The 16,334-nt window shown below is 39.4% G+C and carries 16 protein-coding genes; 8 read left to right on the top strand and 8 right to left on the bottom strand.

Annotation, left to right across the window (positions count from 1 at the left end; translation table 11 throughout):
- Positions 1-9: 9 nt before the first annotated feature.
- From IAG46_RS09655 to IAG46_RS09630, 6 genes are all read right to left on the bottom strand, one after another.
- Complete coding sequence (locus IAG46_RS09655; RefSeq protein WP_190810149.1) at positions 10-903, bottom strand: DMT family transporter; 894 nt, start codon at positions 901-903, stop codon at positions 10-12.
- Positions 900-1,253 (bottom strand): arsenate reductase family protein, encoded by a 354-nt coding sequence (locus tag IAG46_RS09650; protein ID WP_190810148.1) that lies wholly within the window; start codon positions 1,251-1,253, stop codon positions 900-902. Before IAG46_RS09650 ends, IAG46_RS09655 begins: the two co-directional genes overlap by 4 nt.
- 30 nt (positions 1,254-1,283) lie before the next feature.
- On the bottom strand, positions 1,284-1,625 hold the full coding sequence (locus IAG46_RS09645; protein ID WP_190810147.1) for a hypothetical protein: 342 nt from the start codon (positions 1,623-1,625) through the stop codon (positions 1,284-1,286).
- A gap of 87 nt (positions 1,626-1,712) precedes the next feature.
- A complete protein-coding gene (locus IAG46_RS09640; RefSeq protein WP_190810146.1) occupies positions 1,713-2,405 on the bottom strand; it encodes an aspartate/glutamate racemase family protein in 693 nt (230 codons plus the stop codon).
- A 196-nt stretch (positions 2,406-2,601) separates the two neighbouring features.
- On the bottom strand, positions 2,602-2,904 hold the full coding sequence (locus tag IAG46_RS09635) for a helix-turn-helix transcriptional regulator (RefSeq protein ID WP_190810145.1): 303 nt from the start codon (positions 2,902-2,904) through the stop codon (positions 2,602-2,604).
- A gap of 85 nt (positions 2,905-2,989) precedes the next feature.
- Positions 2,990-3,733: a DUF3298 and DUF4163 domain-containing protein gene (locus tag IAG46_RS09630; RefSeq protein ID WP_190810144.1), complete on the bottom strand. Its 744-nt coding sequence runs from the start codon at positions 3,731-3,733 to the stop codon at positions 2,990-2,992.
- A gap of 86 nt (positions 3,734-3,819) precedes the next feature.
- Here IAG46_RS09630 and IAG46_RS09625 point away from each other — a divergent pair, with 86 nt between their 5' ends.
- The 4 genes from IAG46_RS09625 (at position 3,820) to IAG46_RS09610 (ending at position 9,721) form a co-directional block, all read left to right on the top strand.
- A complete protein-coding gene (locus IAG46_RS09625; protein WP_190810143.1) occupies positions 3,820-4,974 on the top strand; it encodes a cystathionine gamma-synthase in 1,155 nt (384 codons plus the stop codon).
- 132 nt (positions 4,975-5,106) lie between these two features.
- Positions 5,107-6,450, top strand: a complete 1,344-nt coding sequence (gdhA, locus tag IAG46_RS09620; protein WP_190810142.1) for an NADP-specific glutamate dehydrogenase — start codon at positions 5,107-5,109, stop codon at positions 6,448-6,450.
- A gap of 135 nt (positions 6,451-6,585) precedes the next feature.
- The gene (gene recO, locus IAG46_RS09615) at positions 6,586-7,305 is read left to right on the top strand and encodes a DNA repair protein RecO (protein WP_190810141.1); all 720 of its coding nucleotides are present in this window, start codon (positions 6,586-6,588) and stop codon (positions 7,303-7,305) included.
- On the top strand, positions 7,289-9,721 hold the full coding sequence (locus tag IAG46_RS09610) for a TonB-dependent receptor (protein ID WP_190810140.1): 2,433 nt from the start codon (positions 7,289-7,291) through the stop codon (positions 9,719-9,721). Before recO ends, IAG46_RS09610 begins: the two co-directional genes overlap by 17 nt.
- A 50-nt stretch (positions 9,722-9,771) precedes the next feature.
- Here IAG46_RS09610 and IAG46_RS09605 read toward each other — a convergent pair whose 3' ends face one another.
- Positions 9,772-10,113: a YtxH domain-containing protein gene (locus IAG46_RS09605; protein WP_190810139.1), complete on the bottom strand. Its 342-nt coding sequence runs from the start codon at positions 10,111-10,113 to the stop codon at positions 9,772-9,774.
- Positions 10,114-10,294: 181 nt separating this feature from the next.
- Here IAG46_RS09605 and ileS point away from each other — a divergent pair, with 181 nt between their 5' ends.
- Genes ileS through IAG46_RS09585 form a run of 4 tightly spaced genes read left to right on the top strand, consistent with a single transcriptional unit; the run spans position 10,295 to position 15,396 of the window.
- Positions 10,295-13,693 carry an isoleucine--tRNA ligase gene (ileS, locus tag IAG46_RS09600; protein WP_190810138.1) on the top strand — a complete coding sequence of 1,133 codons (3,399 nt, stop codon included), beginning with the start codon at positions 10,295-10,297 and terminating at the stop codon, positions 13,691-13,693.
- A gap of 3 nt (positions 13,694-13,696) precedes the next feature.
- On the top strand, positions 13,697-14,080 hold the full coding sequence (locus tag IAG46_RS09595; protein ID WP_190810137.1) for a TraR/DksA C4-type zinc finger protein: 384 nt from the start codon (positions 13,697-13,699) through the stop codon (positions 14,078-14,080).
- 27 nt (positions 14,081-14,107) lie between these two features.
- Positions 14,108-14,728 (top strand): DUF4097 family beta strand repeat-containing protein, encoded by a 621-nt coding sequence (locus IAG46_RS09590; protein WP_190810850.1) that lies wholly within the window; start codon positions 14,108-14,110, stop codon positions 14,726-14,728.
- 32 nt (positions 14,729-14,760) lie between these two features.
- Entirely contained in the window at positions 14,761-15,396 is a 636-nt protein-coding gene (locus IAG46_RS09585) for a lipoprotein signal peptidase (protein ID WP_190810136.1), read from the top strand.
- Here the strand turns inward: IAG46_RS09585 and IAG46_RS09580 are convergent.
- Positions 15,393-15,953 carry a 5-formyltetrahydrofolate cyclo-ligase gene (locus tag IAG46_RS09580; RefSeq protein WP_190810135.1) on the bottom strand — a complete coding sequence of 187 codons (561 nt, stop codon included), beginning with the start codon at positions 15,951-15,953 and terminating at the stop codon, positions 15,393-15,395. The genes IAG46_RS09585 and IAG46_RS09580 overlap by 4 nt on opposite strands.
- Positions 15,954-16,334 lie beyond the last annotated feature (381 nt).

The raw sequence follows: 16,334 nt of genomic DNA, 5'->3' as shown, positions 1-16,334 counted from the left end.
AAGTTGATTTTATGGACTCGGTTTCGGCTTTCTACTGGCCAGATAAACTCCCAATAACACCAATACGGTCGCCAAAATCTTTACCAATGTAAGGTGGTCCTTGCCCGAAGAAAGGGCAAACAAAATTCCTAACAATGGTTGTAAATAAATAAATGCACCCACGGTGGACGCTTTGAGCTCTGTAAGGGCAAAAACATTGAATAGATAGGTCAAGAAAGTAGTGCCAATGACTACAAATGCAATTACACCATAAACCCATAATGGCATGTTTAGCCAGTCTATTTCTGAAAATTCAGGAAAGGTAATCGGAAAAGCAAGCACCAATCCAATGGCAAACAGCCATTTCATTAAAGTGAAAGGGTGATATTTTTCAATCAACTTTTTTATCAGAATAAGATAGGAACCATAAACTGTGGCATTGAGAACAAAAAGCATGTTTCCCAAAGGGATATTGGGAGCATCCTGTCGTATTTCGGCCCCGAATAAGATCAGTCCTAATGCACCAATAAATCCCATAAAAATTCCCAAGCCCTTGTTCCAGGTAATGCGTTCTTTTATGAACAGTGCCGAAAGAACCACAACAATTATGGGGGTAATGGTAACTAGAACAGAGCTATTGATGGGAGTGGACAGCTCAAGGCCTTTAAAAAAGGCAAGCATATTAATGGCCATTCCCAGAAGTGAGCAGAAGAAAATTCTTCCCCAGTCTTTTTTTTCAATTTTTTCTTTTGGACCGAAAATAGAAATAGCCCAAAAGAGTATTGTAGCACCGCCTAGGCGCAACATAATAAAACCAAACGCACCCACATAATGGGGCATTACACCCTTTGCAAGGGTATGGTTGATTCCATAAATGGTGGTGGCGCCAAGTGCAGCCAACAGGGCGAGTGTTCTTTTGCTCATGAATGTAGTGCCTCTTTAGTGGCTTCAACCACTTTTTTTGAATTTCCGATGAAAATCTGATCTTCAAAAATGGTCACTGGCCTTTTTAAAAAGGTGTAGTGCTCCAAGATGAGATTTTTAAAATCATCTTCAGACAATTGTTGCTCATGTAATCCTCTTTGACGAAAAAGCATGGCTCTTCTACTGAACAAGGCCTCGTAGCTTCCAATAAGGTTTTTCATTTCTTCCAATTGCTCTGGGGTAATGGATGCTGACTTTATTTCTTGCAATTCAATCCCGTCCAAGGGTTCCAATTCTTTCAGTATACGTTGACAGGTAGAACAGCTTCCTAAATGATAGATTTTTTTCATTGGGTGTTGAATTAATTTCAGTGGTTTTAATTAGTTTTCTATGTATTCGGAAACTCCTGTTTTTGCTGAATCTCCCAGCCATTGCCAATTCAAATGTAAATGGATTTTATTGTTTACATCAACTCGTATTTGTGCTTTTGCTTTTCCGGCCTTCAGCTCCCCATCCACAGTTATGCATTGATATAGCATTGTCAATTTGTCTCCATCGAGTTGGGCAATTATTTTCCCATATCGAATTGTTCCTCCGTCGTACTCTGCCGTTACAAGATCATCTTCTTGTTGGTATCTGAAAATGGTATTTGAATCAACCTTTCCGTTTTCAGAGTTTTCAAGAAGGGAGAAGGTCTTGTTGTTCAGGTTAAAGAGCTGCATTTATAAAACTTTTATGGATTGCATTTCGCAATGCAAAATAAATCTATTTTTAGCAAGAAAGGGATTTAGATTTAGCTTGATTTAATATTATGAAAGCGCAAAATCCACAGCTTTTTGCGCATGTATTTTTGCCGTGTCAAAAGTTGGGATATCGACCTCATCGGCCGGAATCAAAATCGGCAATTCCGTGCAGCCCAAAATGGCTCCTTCGGCCCCTTGCTCTTTCAATTTTTTAATGATTTTTATGCATGTGTTCTTGGCCTCTTCGGTAAAGATTCCTTTAACCAGTTGGTTATAGATCATATCCTGTAATATGTCCATATCCTCATTGTTGGGAACCAAGATTTCCAAACCATACTGATCTTCCAATATTTTGGTATAGAAATCTTTCTGCATAGTGAATTTGGTGCCCAAGAGCGCTACTTTTTTCAATCCTTTTGCTTGGATTGCCTCTCCCGTAGCATTGGCGATGTGCAAAAAAGGAACATTTACGGCATTGGTTATGGAATCACTGACCAAATGGATTGTATTTGTGCATAGAACCACCATTTCGGCACCAGCTTTTTCTAAATTTTTGGAATAGGAAGCCATAATATTTCCAATTTTGTCCCAGTCATTGGAAAATGAATGACGTTCAATTTCTTCAAAATCCACAGAGGAAAGAATGCTCTTGGCCGAGTGGGAACCACCCAATCTTTCACGAATCATTTCATTGATATGTTGATAGTATATTTTTGAGGATTCCCAACTCATACCACCTATTAATCCAATGGTTTTCATAGCTTTTTATTTAGTTTTTGACATATGCTCTGCACCTTCTATGGTGAAGGTCTTCACAAAGTTTGTTATTCGTTCAATTAAATTGTTATGAACCCTTTGAGGAATCACCATTTCGTCGACGCAGTTACCATTGATACAATTTTCCATAAGCTTCAAATTCATATTTCGCTAAATATCGATATGTGGAATAAAAAAATTATAAATCGTGTTTTAAGCTTTCCACATAAGCTTTGATCACTTGTTCATTTCTTTTGTAATAGGTCCATTTTCCATGCCGGGTCGGAATGACCAAATCGGCATTTTGCATGGAATTCAGATATGTTGAAATAGTAGATTGTGAGAGTCCTGTTTTGTCTTGGATGTATCCGACACAGACTCCATCATCAAAATGATCTATATCTTGGTGGGATGGAAAATTCGCTTCGGGATTCTTCAGCCACTTCAATATATTGACCCGGGTCTTGTTTGACAACACTTTACTTATTTCAACAATATCCATAGTACAAATGTATGTAAATATTTATATATCTAAATATATAGATATGTTTTAACTTAAGTTTTGCATTCTCACCCAAAAGAATGCTCTATAGTTTAATTTTCCGTTTGAGGTATTTGTTTACTTCGGCATAAGGCAAGGTCAAGTTGATTGGGCCATCGGCATAAGAAGCTACCTCATATTGATTGTAGATGAGGGCAATACCCTTAGCAGTGTATCCTATGTTTTCCGACAGGTGAAAGGCATCTCGCTCAAACATAAATCCGGTTGCATTAATGTTTACATCTTGCGGAATGTCTTCTTGAATCCGAAATTTGATCTCGGCAAACTTTAAAAACCCTTCCAAATCATCAAAAAGCTCCCAATTTTCAAGTTCAACAGCTTTTCGCTTGTCAAAATTTAAAAAAGATGTGGAGCCATAACCATGCGCTCCACCTGTAAAGGTATAGGCGTTGAACTCTAATGTTAGCATATCATTGTCCTCATAAGAGATGTCACTTTCCACACTGGCTTCCCATCCTACAGTTTCATCCGGAAATTTGGATTTCAACTCCTTAAAACTTTTTGTAAATGAAATAATAGCATCGTTGATCGAAGTAATTTCTTGTTCTTCATCAAAAGATAGAAGTAGGATAATTTCCTCTTCCAGTGCTGTATTTATTTTATTGGATATAATAGTTTCGTCCAATGCCTTTGGAATAGCTATCTCAATTTTCGGACAGCCTTCACAAACTTCATTGGTTAGGTGTATAGGTTCAAAAGTAAGTTTGTCGCCATTTTCGCAACCAAGAATGGGCAGAAAAAGTAGGAGTAGGTAAATCACTTTTCTCATAAGTTGAGGTTTTAGGGTCTTCAAAAATAAGACATGATTGATTACTCCAAAAGATAACAATACATTTGTAGCCAGATTAAGACGAAATGAGCAAAAAAGATTTGAAATTCAACAGTAAGACCATTCACGGAGGGCAGCATCCAGACAAAGCTTATGGAGCAGTTATGCCTCCCATTTATCAAACATCGACCTATGCGCAGACCACACCGGGAGGCCATAAAGGTTTTGAATATTCGCGTAGCGCCAACCCAACTCGTACAGCCTTGGAAAATTCCTTGGCCAGCATTGAAAATGGCACCTATGGCCTTGCATTTGCAAGTGGACTTTCCGCCATGGATGCAGTAATTAAATTGTTGAATCCCGGCGATGAAGTAGTTTCTACCAATGATTTATACGGGGGTAGCTATCGATTGTTCAAACAGGTTTTCGAAAAATATGGGATTACATTTCATTTTGTTGGGATGCAGAGCATTGATGCCATTGAAGAACAGATAAATGACAAGACCAAGCTAATTTGGGTGGAAACGCCAACGAATCCCATGATGAATGTTATTGATGTCAAGGCAGTATCCGATCTAGCCAAGAAAAACAACCTGCTTTTGGCCGTCGATAATACGTTTGCAACACCGTATTTGCAGCGACCATTGGATTTGGGAGCTGATATTGTGATGCATTCGGCCACTAAATATTTGGGTGGACACAGTGATGTTGTTGTTGGAGCTTTGGTTGTAAAGGATAAAGATTTGGCAGACCAACTGTATTTCATCCAAAATGCAAGTGGAGCTGTTTGTGGTCCCATGGATAGTTTTTTAACGCTTCGCGGAATCAAGACTTTGCACGTTCGTATGCAACGGCATTGCGATAATGGGAGAGCCATTGCCGAGTATTTAGCCAAACATCCAAAAATTGAAAAAGTATACTGGCCTGGATTTGAAGAGCACCCCAATCACCATGTTGCCAAAAGTCAAATGGACGATTTCGGTGGAATGATATCTTTTGTGCCAAAAGGAAGTAACTACGAAGATGCGATTAAAATTGTAGAAAAATTGGAAGTGTTCACCCTTGCCGAATCTCTAGGAGGTGTAGAAAGTTTGGCCGGTCACCCTGCAAGCATGACCCATGCCAGTATTCCCAAGGAAGAACGGGAAAAAAGCGGAGTGGTTGATTCCCTTATTCGCCTGAGTGTGGGAATCGAAGATGTGGATGATTTAATAGCTGATTTGGATCAAGCCATCGCATAATTGTTTTTTGAAAAATTTTTAAAAAACAGGGCTTTAAATTATGTAAATACCATAATTTTGCCGTCTAATTCCTAATTCAATAAAATTGACCCCAATTGAGAAACTGGGGGCATTAAATCAGTAATCCGTTTTATGGAAGCAAAAATCAAAGCATTTATGGATGAGGTCATTGCCAGAAATGGCCATGAACCTGAGTTCATCCAAGCGGTACAGGAGGTAGCTGAAACCGTTATCCCTTACATTGTAAAAAACGATATCTACCACGGGAAAAATATCCTTTTAAGAATGGTAGAGCCAGAGCGATTGATTTCGTTTAGAGTGGCTTGGGTCGATGATCAAGGAGAGATTCACGTAAATCGTGGATATCGTATACAAATGAACTCCGCAATTGGTCCGTATAAAGGCGGGCTTCGTTTTCACCCAACGGTGAATGCCAGTGTACTAAAATTCTTGGCATTTGAGCAAGTCTTTAAAAACAGCTTGACAACCTTGCCTATGGGCGGGGGTAAAGGAGGTTCCGATTTTGACCCTAAAGGAAAGTCCGATGATGAAGTAATGCGTTTTTGCCATGCTTTTATGTTGGAGCTGAACAGGCACATTGGTCCTAACACGGATGTCCCTGCCGGAGATATAGGTGTTGGTGCCAGAGAAATAGGATTCCTATTCGGAATGTACAAAAGAATCAGAAATGAATTTACCGGGGTATTAACAGGTAAAGGTCGTTCTTGGGGTGGATCGTTGATTCGTCCAGAAGCAACCGGATACGGCACGGTTTATTTTGCAGATAGCATGCTTAAAACCCAGGGTAAATCCTTCGAAGGCAAAAATGTTGTGATTTCAGGTTCTGGAAACGTGGCCCAATATGCTGCTGAAAAAGTAATGCATTTAGGAGGAAAGGTGTTGACACTTTCCGATTCTGGCGGATATGTTTATGACAAGGACGGCATTAATGAAGAAAAGTTGGCCTTTGTCATAGATTTGAAAAATAACAGAAGAGGAAGAATTTCTGAATACGCCGATAAATATGCTTCTGCGGAATATCATAAAGGAAAAACACCATGGGAGGTTGCATGTGATGTCGCATTACCATGTGCCACGCAGAACGAACTTGACGGTGACGATGCGGCCGCTTTGATCAAGAATGGTTGTACGGCAGTTGCTGAAGGTGCAAACATGCCTTCAACCCCAGAAGCTATACATGCGTTCCATGAGTCCAGAATACTTTTTGCGCCAGGAAAGGCGTCTAATGCCGGAGGGGTAGCCACCTCTGGATTGGAAATGTCACAAAATTCACTTCGCATCAGTTGGACGCGTGAAGAAGTTGATGATCGATTAAAAGGTATCATGGGCGATATCCATGACTCCTGTATCGAATATGGAAAAGAAGAAGATGGCTATTGTAATTATGTAAAAGGGGCCAATATTGCAGGTTTCGTAAAAGTTGCGGATGCTATGCTGGCACAAGGGGTGATTTAAACCTTGTCCAAATATTCAAAATGATAAAGTGGGCGGTTCATTTACAATCGCCCACTTTTTTTATCTTCATACAGAAGTAAAATGTTCCCTTAAGGGAACATTAGGGGTGTTTTTCCAAGGGTTTATATAGTCTTAATGCAGATCACAACCAAAGCCATCATATTTTCATCTCTTAAATACGGGGACACCAGCCTTATTGTAAAAGCATTTACAGAATCTGACGGACTAAAATCCTATCTGCTCAAAGGAGTTTTGACCTCCAAAAAAGGAAAATTAAAGGCCGCTTATTTTCTTCCCTTGATGCAATTGGAAATTATAGCGATACATAAAAACAAGGGAACTCTAGAAAGTATTCGCGAAGCCAAGGTTGCGGTACCCTATAAATCGCTACATACCAATATTGCCAAGAACAGTATGGTACTCTTTTTAGCGGAGATGTTGGGCAACAGCATCCAAGAAGAAGAGCAGAACGAGGGATTGTTCAACTATTTGGAATATGCACTTTATTGGCTCGATGTACATGCTCCCAATCCCAATTTCCACACCCTGTTTTTACTCAATCTGACCAAGTATTTGGGCTTCTATCCAGATACTTCATTTCAAAATCAACCCTATTTTGACCTTTTAGAAGGAAGTTTTTATAAGAAACCTTCATTGAACCCATTGATTCAGGGAGATGATTTAGACCACTTCAAGAGGCTTTTGGGCATAAATTTTGATGCACTTCCAACAGTACGAATGAACAAGCCACAAAGACAACAACTCCTAAAGAATGTTATTCTGTATTTTGAACTACATTTGCACGGATTCAGAAAACCCAAGTCCTTGGCTGTTTTAAATGCAGTTTTTGAGTAGTATGCGAACCATAGGTTTTATCCTCTTTTTTTTGCTGGCTCACACAACGGTATCCGCTCAGGAAATAACGGTGTTGGATGCCGATACCGGCACGCCTATTGCCAATATGGCCATCTACAATAAAGACAAATCAAAAACAGTTGTTACAGACGTTGAAGGGATCAGCGAACTGGATATTTTTTCCAGAAACGAACGGATTACTTTCAGACATATTAGCTACGAAGTATACAGTACAACAAAAGCACAGATAGGCCGAAAGGGCAATCGCGTTTACCTTGACCTTAAACCGGAAGAACTACAAGAAGTGGTTATGTCCGTTTCCAAATGGGAACAACAAAAAAAGGATGTCCCATTGAAAATCGAATCCATTGATGCTCGTTCCATAGCCTTTACAAATCCACAGACTTCAGCCGATCTTTTGCAGAACAGTGGGAAAGTCTTTGTGCAAAAGAGTCAATTGGGAGGAGGAAGTCCCATGATTAGAGGTTTTGCGACAAATAGATTGTTGCTCTCTGTTGATGGAGTACGAATGAACAATGCCATATTTAGAGGGGGGAATATCCAAAATGTTATTTCCATAGATCCATTCACCGTAAAAAACACCGAAGTAATTTTTGGCCCTGGATCGGTAATCTACGGTAGTGATGCCATAGGGGGTGTAATGAATTTTTTCACTCAAAAACCTCGGTTTTCATTTACCGACAGCCTCACATTCTCTGGAAATGTAAATTATAGATTCGCTTCGGCCAATAATGAAAACACCGCACATGTCGATTTTAATTTTGGACAACAAAAATGGGCTTCATACACTAGTTTCAGCTATAACGATTTTGATGATTTGACCATGGGTAAAAATGGGCCTGACACATATCTACGCAACAATTACGCAATTCGCGAAAATGGAACAGATGTATTGATGACCAATAATGATCCAAGAAAACAAGTTTCATCGGGGTATGATCAAATAAATTTCCTTCAGAAATTCACCTATCGACCTAACAACACTTGGAATTATGATTTAGGACTGTACTATTCCGAAACCTCGGAATATTCCAGGTATGATAGATTGATACGACCAAATAGTTCGGGGGATGGACTTCGCTCAGCTGAATGGTTTTACGGTCCACAAAAGTGGATGATGGGAAATTTTCAGGTGACCAAGCAGGGGAAGAATAAATTTTATGACGGTGTAAAACTGACTACCGCATATCAACATTTTGAAGAGAGCAGAAGTGAAAGATTGTTTCAAGACCCCAATCGATTTACAACAGTGGAAAAGGTAGACGCCATATCGATAAATCTTGATTTTGAGAACAAAAAAATAGGCGATTTGCGACTTTATTATGGGGCAGAATATATTTTCAATAAGGTAAATTCCGAAGGAACCCAAACCAATATTGAAACCAACACTGTGGCCGATGCCGCTTCGCGCTATCCCGATGGAGCCACCTGGCAAACCTTTGCGGGTTACATTAATGGCGAGTATAAACTGAAGCCCAACTTCACATTACTCTCAGGTGCAAGATACAGTCAGGTTTGGGTAGATGCCCAGTTCGATAAAACATTTTTCCCTTTCCCTTTTGATGAAGCGGATCTTATTACAGGTGCGTTCACCGGAAGTCTTGGATTTAGCTGGTTCCCAAAAGCGGACCTTCAGATAACACTAAATGGATCAACCGGATTTAGGGCGCCGAACATAGATGACATTGGAAAAATATTCGATTCCGAACCTGGCTCCGTGGTTGTGCCAAATCCAGAATTGGAACCCGAATATGCATATAATGCGGAGATTGGGGTTCGAAAAAACTTCAATGACAAAGTAGTTTTAAAGGGAGCGGCTTTCTATACGTATTTGGTAGATGCATTAGTGCGAAGAAATTTCACTTTTAATGGGGAAAGGGAGATTTTGTACAACGGAGAATTAAGCAATGTTCAGGCGATTCAAAATGCTGCAAAAGCTTACGTGTACGGTTTTGAGTTGGGTTTAGAAGCTTTTTTAGATGAAAACTGGTCATTAACATCAAACCTTACCATTACCGAAGGCACTGAAGAAGATGATAATGGAGAGGATTCCCCGGCAAGGCATGCTGCACCCACCTTTGGTGATTTTCATGTGATATGGCAAAATCAAAAACTAAAAACAGATTTGTTCCTAAACTATAATGGAGAAATCAGTTACAATAATTTGGCACTTTCCGAACGAAGCAAGGATTATATCTACGATATTGATGCGAATGGAAATGCATTTTCCCCTTCGTGGTATACATTAAATTTTAGGTCGCAATATCAAATATCGAACGCATTAAAAGCTACCATAAACTTGGAAAACATCACTAACCAACGATTTCGAACCTATTCGTCGGGCATAGCAGCTCCAGGCACTAACCTAATTTTAGGATTGGGGTACAGCTTTTAACAAAAAAAGGCCTGGAAAAATCCAAGCCTTTTTTATTTGGTTAGCAGAGTTTAATGGTCTAGTTCATCTGCCGCTTTTTTAAGATCGTCTGCGGTTTCTTGTACCGCATCTTTAGCATCTTCACCCATTTCTTTGGCCTTGTCCAAGGCGTCCTCACCAGCTTTTTTGATGCTGTCCAAGGCTTGTTCTCCAGCTTCTTTGGCATCCTCACCAGCTTCTTTTACAGCATCCACGGCATCATTGGCCGCATCTTTTAGGCCCTCTCCGGCCTCCTCAAGCGACTTTTCCGCTTCTTCGGTGGCCTCTTTGGCCTTGTTGGCCGACTCTTTACAAGAAATAGTTGCCGACATTGAAAAACACAATGCTACGGCTACAATCAATACTCTTTTCATTATAAAATGGTTTAGTGTTAAAGCCGTTAAGGTATGGATTTTAACGGGAAGCGTCGCTTTTGTGATTTCATATTTCGATTAACTGTCATAGGGAGTCGCAAATACCTTGTTTACAGGGGGATTATTCCATCTAAATTTATAATTTTGCAAACTTGGAAATCTTGAAGAAGTAGCAGTACATATGAAGTTTGCGGAATACAAAGGATTGGATTTACCCAAAGTATCGGAAGAGGTTCTTGACTTCTGGAAAAACAACCAGATTTTTGAGAAAAGCGTCTCTACACGAGAAGGAGGGGAAAGCTATGTATTTTATGAAGGCCCACCTTCAGCTAATGGTATGCCTGGGATTCATCATGTAATGGCCCGTACCATAAAGGATATTTTCCCAAGGTATAAGACCATGAAGGGATATCAGGTAAAGCGTAAAGCTGGATGGGATACCCATGGATTACCTATTGAGATCGGTGTTGAAAAAGAATTGGGCATTACCAAGGAAGATATTGGCAAAAAGATTTCAGTTGAGGAGTATAACGCGGCTTGTAAAAAAGCGGTAATGCGCTATACAGATGTCTGGAATGAGATGACCGAGAAAGTTGGGTATTGGGTAGATATGGATGACCCATATATTACCTACAAATCCAAGTACATGGAATCGGTTTGGTGGTTACTCAAGCAGATTTACGATAAAGGGCTTCTATATAAAGGATATACCATTCAGCCATATTCTCCGAAAGCAGGTACAGGATTGAGTTCGCATGAGCTTAATCAACCTGGAACCTATCAAGATGTTACAGATACCACGGTCACTGCTCAGTTTAAGGCTGTAGAACGCACATTACCCGAATTCTTAAAAGGGTTTGACCATCTACATTTGCTAGCTTGGACAACTACCCCGTGGACACTTCCGAGTAATACAGCGTTAACAGTAGGAGCTAAAATTGATTATGTTGTTGTTGCCACGTATAACCAATATACTTTTGAACCCCTCCATGTAATCCTTGCCAAAAATTTAGTAGGCAAACAATTTGGAGGTAAGTATGAAGAAACCGATGATGTTTCAGTGCTATCATCGTATTCCAAAGAAAACAAGAAGATACCGTTCTTGATTGCAACAGAATGTAAAGGTGCAGATTTGCTCGGAATTAAATATGAGCAGTTGATCAATTATGTGCAACCGTACCAAAACCCAGAAAATGCCTTTCGGGTTATTGCGGGTGACTTTGTTACCACTGAAGATGGTACTGGTATTGTGCACACAGCGCCCACTTTTGGTGCAGATGATGCCCTTGTGGCTAAACAGGCAAAACCTGAGGTGCCACCCATGTTGGTGTTGGATGACAATAATAATCCCGTTCCTTTAGTTGACCTTCAAGGTAGATTTAGACCTGAGATGAAAGAGTTGGGAGGTAAATACGTGAAGAATGAATATTATGCCGATGATGAGGTTCCGGAAAAGTCTGTTGACGTTGAGATTGCCATCAAACTAAAAATAGAGAACAAAGCATTTAAGGTTGAAAAGTATGTGCACAGTTACCCTAACTGTTGGCGCACCGACAAACCCATTTTATATTACCCCTTAGATTCCTGGTTCATTAAAGTGACCGATGTCAAGGACCGTATGTTCGAACTCAACCAGAGTATCAACTGGAAACCTAAAGCAACAGGTGAAGGACGTTTTGGAAATTGGCTGGCCAACGCAAACGATTGGAACTTGTCACGTTCTCGATATTGGGGTATTCCATTACCAATTTGGCGCACGGATGATGGTAAAGAAGAAATGATTATTGGTTCCGTTGAAGAATTGAAGTCAGAAATGGCCAAAGCCGTTGATGCCGAAGTTTTAGACAAAGCTGTTTTTGAGGATTTTGTGGTAGGAGACATGAGTGAGTCCAACTATGACAAAATTGATCTGCATAAGAACATTGTAGATCAAATCACCTTGGTTTCATCTTCTGGTCAACCTATGAAACGTGAATCCGACCTTATTGATGTTTGGTTCGATAGTGGTTCCATGCCCTATGCGCAATGGCACTATCCTTTTGAGAATAAAGAAATGATCGACGATGGAGCGGCTTTCCCAGCCAATTTTATCGCCGAAGGCGTCGACCAGACCAGAGGATGGTTCTACACCCTGCATGCAATCGCAACTATGGTTTTTGATACCGTTTCCTATAAAAATGTGGTTTCCAACGGACTTGTTTTGGACAAAGAAGGAAAGAAAATGTCCAAACGTTTGGGTAACGCCGTAGATCCATTTGAGGTGCTTCCAAAACATGGAGCAGATGCTACACGATGGTACATGATTTCCAATGCCAACCCATGGGACAACCTTAAGTTTGATATTGAAGGCATTGTAGAGGTAAAACGTAAGTTCTTTGGCACCCTGTACAACACCTATTCCTTTTTGACCCTATATGCCAATATTGATGAATTCACCTATGCCGAGGCCGATATTCCTTTAAAGGAAAGACCCGAGATTGATCAGTGGATTCTATCCGAATTGCATTCATTGATTAAAAAGGTGGATGAAGCCTATGCTGATTACGAAGCGACCAAGGCAGCAAGAATAATTTCTGACTATGTTCAAGAAAATCTTAGCAACTGGTATGTGCGTTTGAGCAGAAGAAGGTTTTGGAAAGGAGATTATCAACCAGATAAAATTTCGGCCTATCAAACTTTGTATACCTGTTTGGTCACCGTTGCAAAACTGTCGGCACCTATAGCTCCTTTTTATATGGAACGACTGTACAAAGATTTGGATGCCATCACCCAAAAAGAAGGTTTTGAAAGTGTGCATTTGGCCAAATTCCCAACTTTTGATACGGAGATGGTAGATGAAAAATTGGAACGAAAAATGCAATTGGCACAAAAAATTTCATCATTGGTATTGTCCATTCGTCAAAAAGAAAGAATAAAAGTGCGTCAACCCTTACAGAAAATCATGATTCCAATTTTGGATAATGCACAAAAAGAAGATATTGAAGCAGTTTCAGACTTGATCAAGTCAGAGGTTAATGTAAAGGAAATTGAACTGTTGGATGATGCCTCCGGGATTTTGGTAAAACAAATAAAACCCAATTTTAAGGTTTTGGGCCCTCGATTTGGCAAGGATATGAAGGAGATAGCAGGGGCCGTAGGTCAATTGGGGCAGGAGGATATACAAAAAATTGAGCGGGATGAAGAATTAATGCTGCAATTGAAAAATAAAAGTATTATTTTACAGTTAACTGATGTAGAAATCAGTTCCCAAGATATTGAGGGCTGGTTAGTGGCAAGTTCAGGTGCATTGACCGTGGCATTGGATGTTACTATCGATGACAACTTAAGAAAAGAAGGAATTGCCAGAGAATTGGTCAATAGAATTCAGAACCTTAGAAAAGAATCTGGATTTGAAGTGACCGATAAAATTGACATCAAAATATTAAAAGACGGCTTTGTGGAAAGTGCTGTGACCAGCAACGAGGAATACATTAAAACAGAAACCTTGACCGCTAAGCTTAATTTCGAAGAAAAATTAGATGAAGGTATAGCGATTGCCTTCGATGAAGTGAACACAAAATTGTTTATCCAAAAACATTAAAAAATGGCACAAGATTTAAAAGTAAGATATTCAGATAAAGACCTAGAGGAATTCAGAGGACTGATAGAGGAAAAAATAGATAAAGCCAATAGCCATTTAGAGCTTTTAAAAAGTTCTTATATGAACGATGGGAATAACGGAACTGACGACACTTCTCCGACGTTCAAAGCTTTTGAAGAAGGTTCCGAGACCATGAGCAAAGAAGCTAATACTCAATTGGCCATCCGTCAAGAAAAATTCATTAGGGATTTGAAGAATGCTCTACTGCGTATAGAAAACAAAACCTATGGTATTTGCCGAGTAACCGGTAAGCTGATCAATAAAGATCGCCTGAAGTTAGTTCCACACGCCACTTTGAGCATTGAAGCGAAGAATATGCAGAAATAGACAAAACGCCTCTGGCGTTTTTTGTTCATGAAAACCCTTTGCTTTTTTCTAGGATTTTTGGCTTTTGCGCACTTGCAAGGTCAAAAGCTGGTAAAAAAAGCATTAGTCAATGCGCAAACCCACTATATTCAAATTGACTCCCAGTTTTGCTACAAGGTAAATCTAGACACCTCAGCTACCGATGAGGTTACCATTGAAGCAAGTATGGAAGGGGAATATTCAAAAGATTTGATAATTGCCATTGAAGAACAAGGGGCCACTTTGCTAATTAGTGCGCGATTTCAACCCAATTTTACAAATCCTAACGATAAATTAAGTGCGCATAAAGTCATTTCCATTGCTTTGGATGTCAAACTCCCAGAATATAAAGATGTGTATATATATGGAACCAGCAGTAATGTTAGTGCAAACGGAAAATACAAAAAGCTTAAGGTAAAGCTTTCCGATGGCAGGTGCCAGCTTAACAATGTAAGGGAAACCGTTGAGGTGACCACTCAAAAGGGAGATATAACCCTAACTGTTCCTGCAGGTAATATTGTAGCGCGGAGCACTTACGGCAAAGTATTTAAAGAGGATATCCCCTTTGGGGATAATCAATTTACATTGAATACAATAGAAGGTAAAATCCATCTGAAGAAAACGAAATAATATCCATATTTTTGCCCAATCTTTTTAAAGGTATGAAACTACAGAAGTCCCTCTTAATCATTGTATTGGTCTTGTTGATAGATCAAATCAGCAAAATTTATGTCAAGACCCATTTTTTTCTTGGAGAATACCATGAAGTTTTTAGTTGGTTCAAGATTCTTTTCATTGAAAACGAAGGAGCAGCTTGGGGAACCAAACTGAGTGACTTGCTTCCGGTATCGGAGTCGGCTGGAAAATTGATATTGACCATTTTCCGACTTTTTGCCATTGCGGGTATTGGATATTGGCTTTGGGACATTATCAAAAAACAATCTCCCAAAACTCTGATTTTGGCAGTATCACTCATTTTTGCCGGCGCATTGGGAAATATTATCGACTCTGTTTTTTACGGGTTAATATTTGACCACAGCAATGGTAAGGTAGCCACATTATTTTCTCCAGAACCGTATGAGGGATTGTTTTATGGAAAAGTGGTGGATATGCTGTACTTTCCATTAGTAAATACTTCATGGCCTGATTGGGTGCCTTTTGTTGGCGGAAACCAATTCCGTTTTTTTGAGCCTGTTTTTAATATAGCGGATACTGCAATAAGTACTGGGGTCGGTATATTGATCGTATTCAATAAAAAGGCCTTTCCGAAACCCGAAAAAGAAGAAACCAAGAGCTAAAACTTATAAACTCTGTTTGGCGATATACAGTAATCCAAGCATACATCGTTAGCATGTGTTTCAATAATTGTTTCCTCTGCCTCGAACAGAGACAAACCTATTTTTACAGTTTCTTTTTTACACTTGGCCAAAAAAGTATCATAATAACCCTTGCCATATCCAACACGATTTCCGTGTTTGTCAAAAGCTAGAAGGGGTAGAAAAACGACATCAATTTTCCCCTCAGGAATTTGAACTCCTTCGACAGGCTCTGGGATGTGCCATTTGTTTTTTTTGAGGAAGGTATTATCAGTAAGCAAATAATGTTCCATAGTGTTCCCATCACTTACTTTGGGGATGACCACATTCTTGTCTTTTCCTTGTAAAAGTGTAATCAAGGGCAAGGTGTCAATTTCCTTGTTCTTTTCGATACTTAGGAACGTATGGAAATAAAAAAAATCCCAAATAGGGATTTGAAGTGCATGATTCGCTAAATTGATACTCAAATCTGAAATATGCGAACTTTCGAGCTCCGCTCTCAGACTTTTGTATTTTTTTCTTAGTTCATGTTTCAACATTTAAATGTTGAATTTTTTTGGGGTGTTTTGGGAAACTACTTACTCTCTTGTTGAGAAACGGAGAAAAAAATCTTGAAGAAAAGCATCAAGATCAAATACATTCCCAAAACGATAATATAGTTCACCTCCATAGAATTTAGAATTGTATTTATACGGTTAAAAATAAGTAAAAGAATTGGGAATTTTACTATGAAATGCATTTTTAATCGATGAAATACACTTTTTTAGCAGCAGTTTAACAAAAAATCACACTTTTTTAGACTGGTAATCCTTTGTAAAGTGAAAATACACATTGATCAAAGCGCTGGTAATACCGGTCAATTTTAACAAAAAAACACTATTATTAAGGCATACCTTTGTAAAAGCGTCAATTTTTGGAAA

This window comes from Flagellimonas sp. S3867, assembly GCF_014698935.1.
Classification (GTDB): Bacteria; Bacteroidota; Bacteroidia; order Flavobacteriales; family Flavobacteriaceae; genus Flagellimonas.
This window is presented reverse-complemented; position numbering and strand designations above follow the sequence as displayed.

Excerpts from the sequence above, each read along its gene's own strand:
- IAG46_RS09655 (WP_190810149.1), bottom strand. The coding sequence starts at position 903 with ATGAGCAAAAGAACACTCGCCCTGTTGGCTGCACTTGGCGCCACCACC.
- IAG46_RS09650 (WP_190810148.1), bottom strand. The coding sequence starts at position 1,253 with ATGAAAAAAATCTATCATTTAGGAAGCTGTTCTACCTGTCAACGTATA.
- IAG46_RS09645 (WP_190810147.1), bottom strand. The coding sequence starts at position 1,625 with ATGCAGCTCTTTAACCTGAACAACAAGACCTTCTCCCTTCTTGAAAAC.
- IAG46_RS09640 (WP_190810146.1), bottom strand. The coding sequence starts at position 2,405 with ATGAAAACCATTGGATTAATAGGTGGTATGAGTTGGGAATCCTCAAAA.
- IAG46_RS09635 (WP_190810145.1), bottom strand. The coding sequence starts at position 2,904 with ATGGATATTGTTGAAATAAGTAAAGTGTTGTCAAACAAGACCCGGGTC.
- IAG46_RS09630 (WP_190810144.1), bottom strand. The coding sequence starts at position 3,733 with ATGAGAAAAGTGATTTACCTACTCCTACTTTTTCTGCCCATTCTTGGT.
- IAG46_RS09625 (WP_190810143.1), top strand. The coding sequence starts at position 3,820 with ATGAGCAAAAAAGATTTGAAATTCAACAGTAAGACCATTCACGGAGGG.
- gdhA (WP_190810142.1), top strand. The coding sequence starts at position 5,107 with ATGGAAGCAAAAATCAAAGCATTTATGGATGAGGTCATTGCCAGAAAT.
- recO (WP_190810141.1), top strand. The coding sequence starts at position 6,586 with ATGCAGATCACAACCAAAGCCATCATATTTTCATCTCTTAAATACGGG.
- IAG46_RS09610 (WP_190810140.1), top strand. The coding sequence starts at position 7,289 with ATGCAGTTTTTGAGTAGTATGCGAACCATAGGTTTTATCCTCTTTTTT.
- IAG46_RS09605 (WP_190810139.1), bottom strand. The coding sequence starts at position 10,113 with ATGAAAAGAGTATTGATTGTAGCCGTAGCATTGTGTTTTTCAATGTCG.
- ileS (WP_190810138.1), top strand. The coding sequence starts at position 10,295 with ATGAAGTTTGCGGAATACAAAGGATTGGATTTACCCAAAGTATCGGAA.
- IAG46_RS09595 (WP_190810137.1), top strand. The coding sequence starts at position 13,697 with ATGGCACAAGATTTAAAAGTAAGATATTCAGATAAAGACCTAGAGGAA.
- IAG46_RS09590 (WP_190810850.1), top strand. The coding sequence starts at position 14,108 with ATGAAAACCCTTTGCTTTTTTCTAGGATTTTTGGCTTTTGCGCACTTG.
- IAG46_RS09585 (WP_190810136.1), top strand. The coding sequence starts at position 14,761 with ATGAAACTACAGAAGTCCCTCTTAATCATTGTATTGGTCTTGTTGATA.
- IAG46_RS09580 (WP_190810135.1), bottom strand. The coding sequence starts at position 15,953 with ATGTTGAAACATGAACTAAGAAAAAAATACAAAAGTCTGAGAGCGGAG.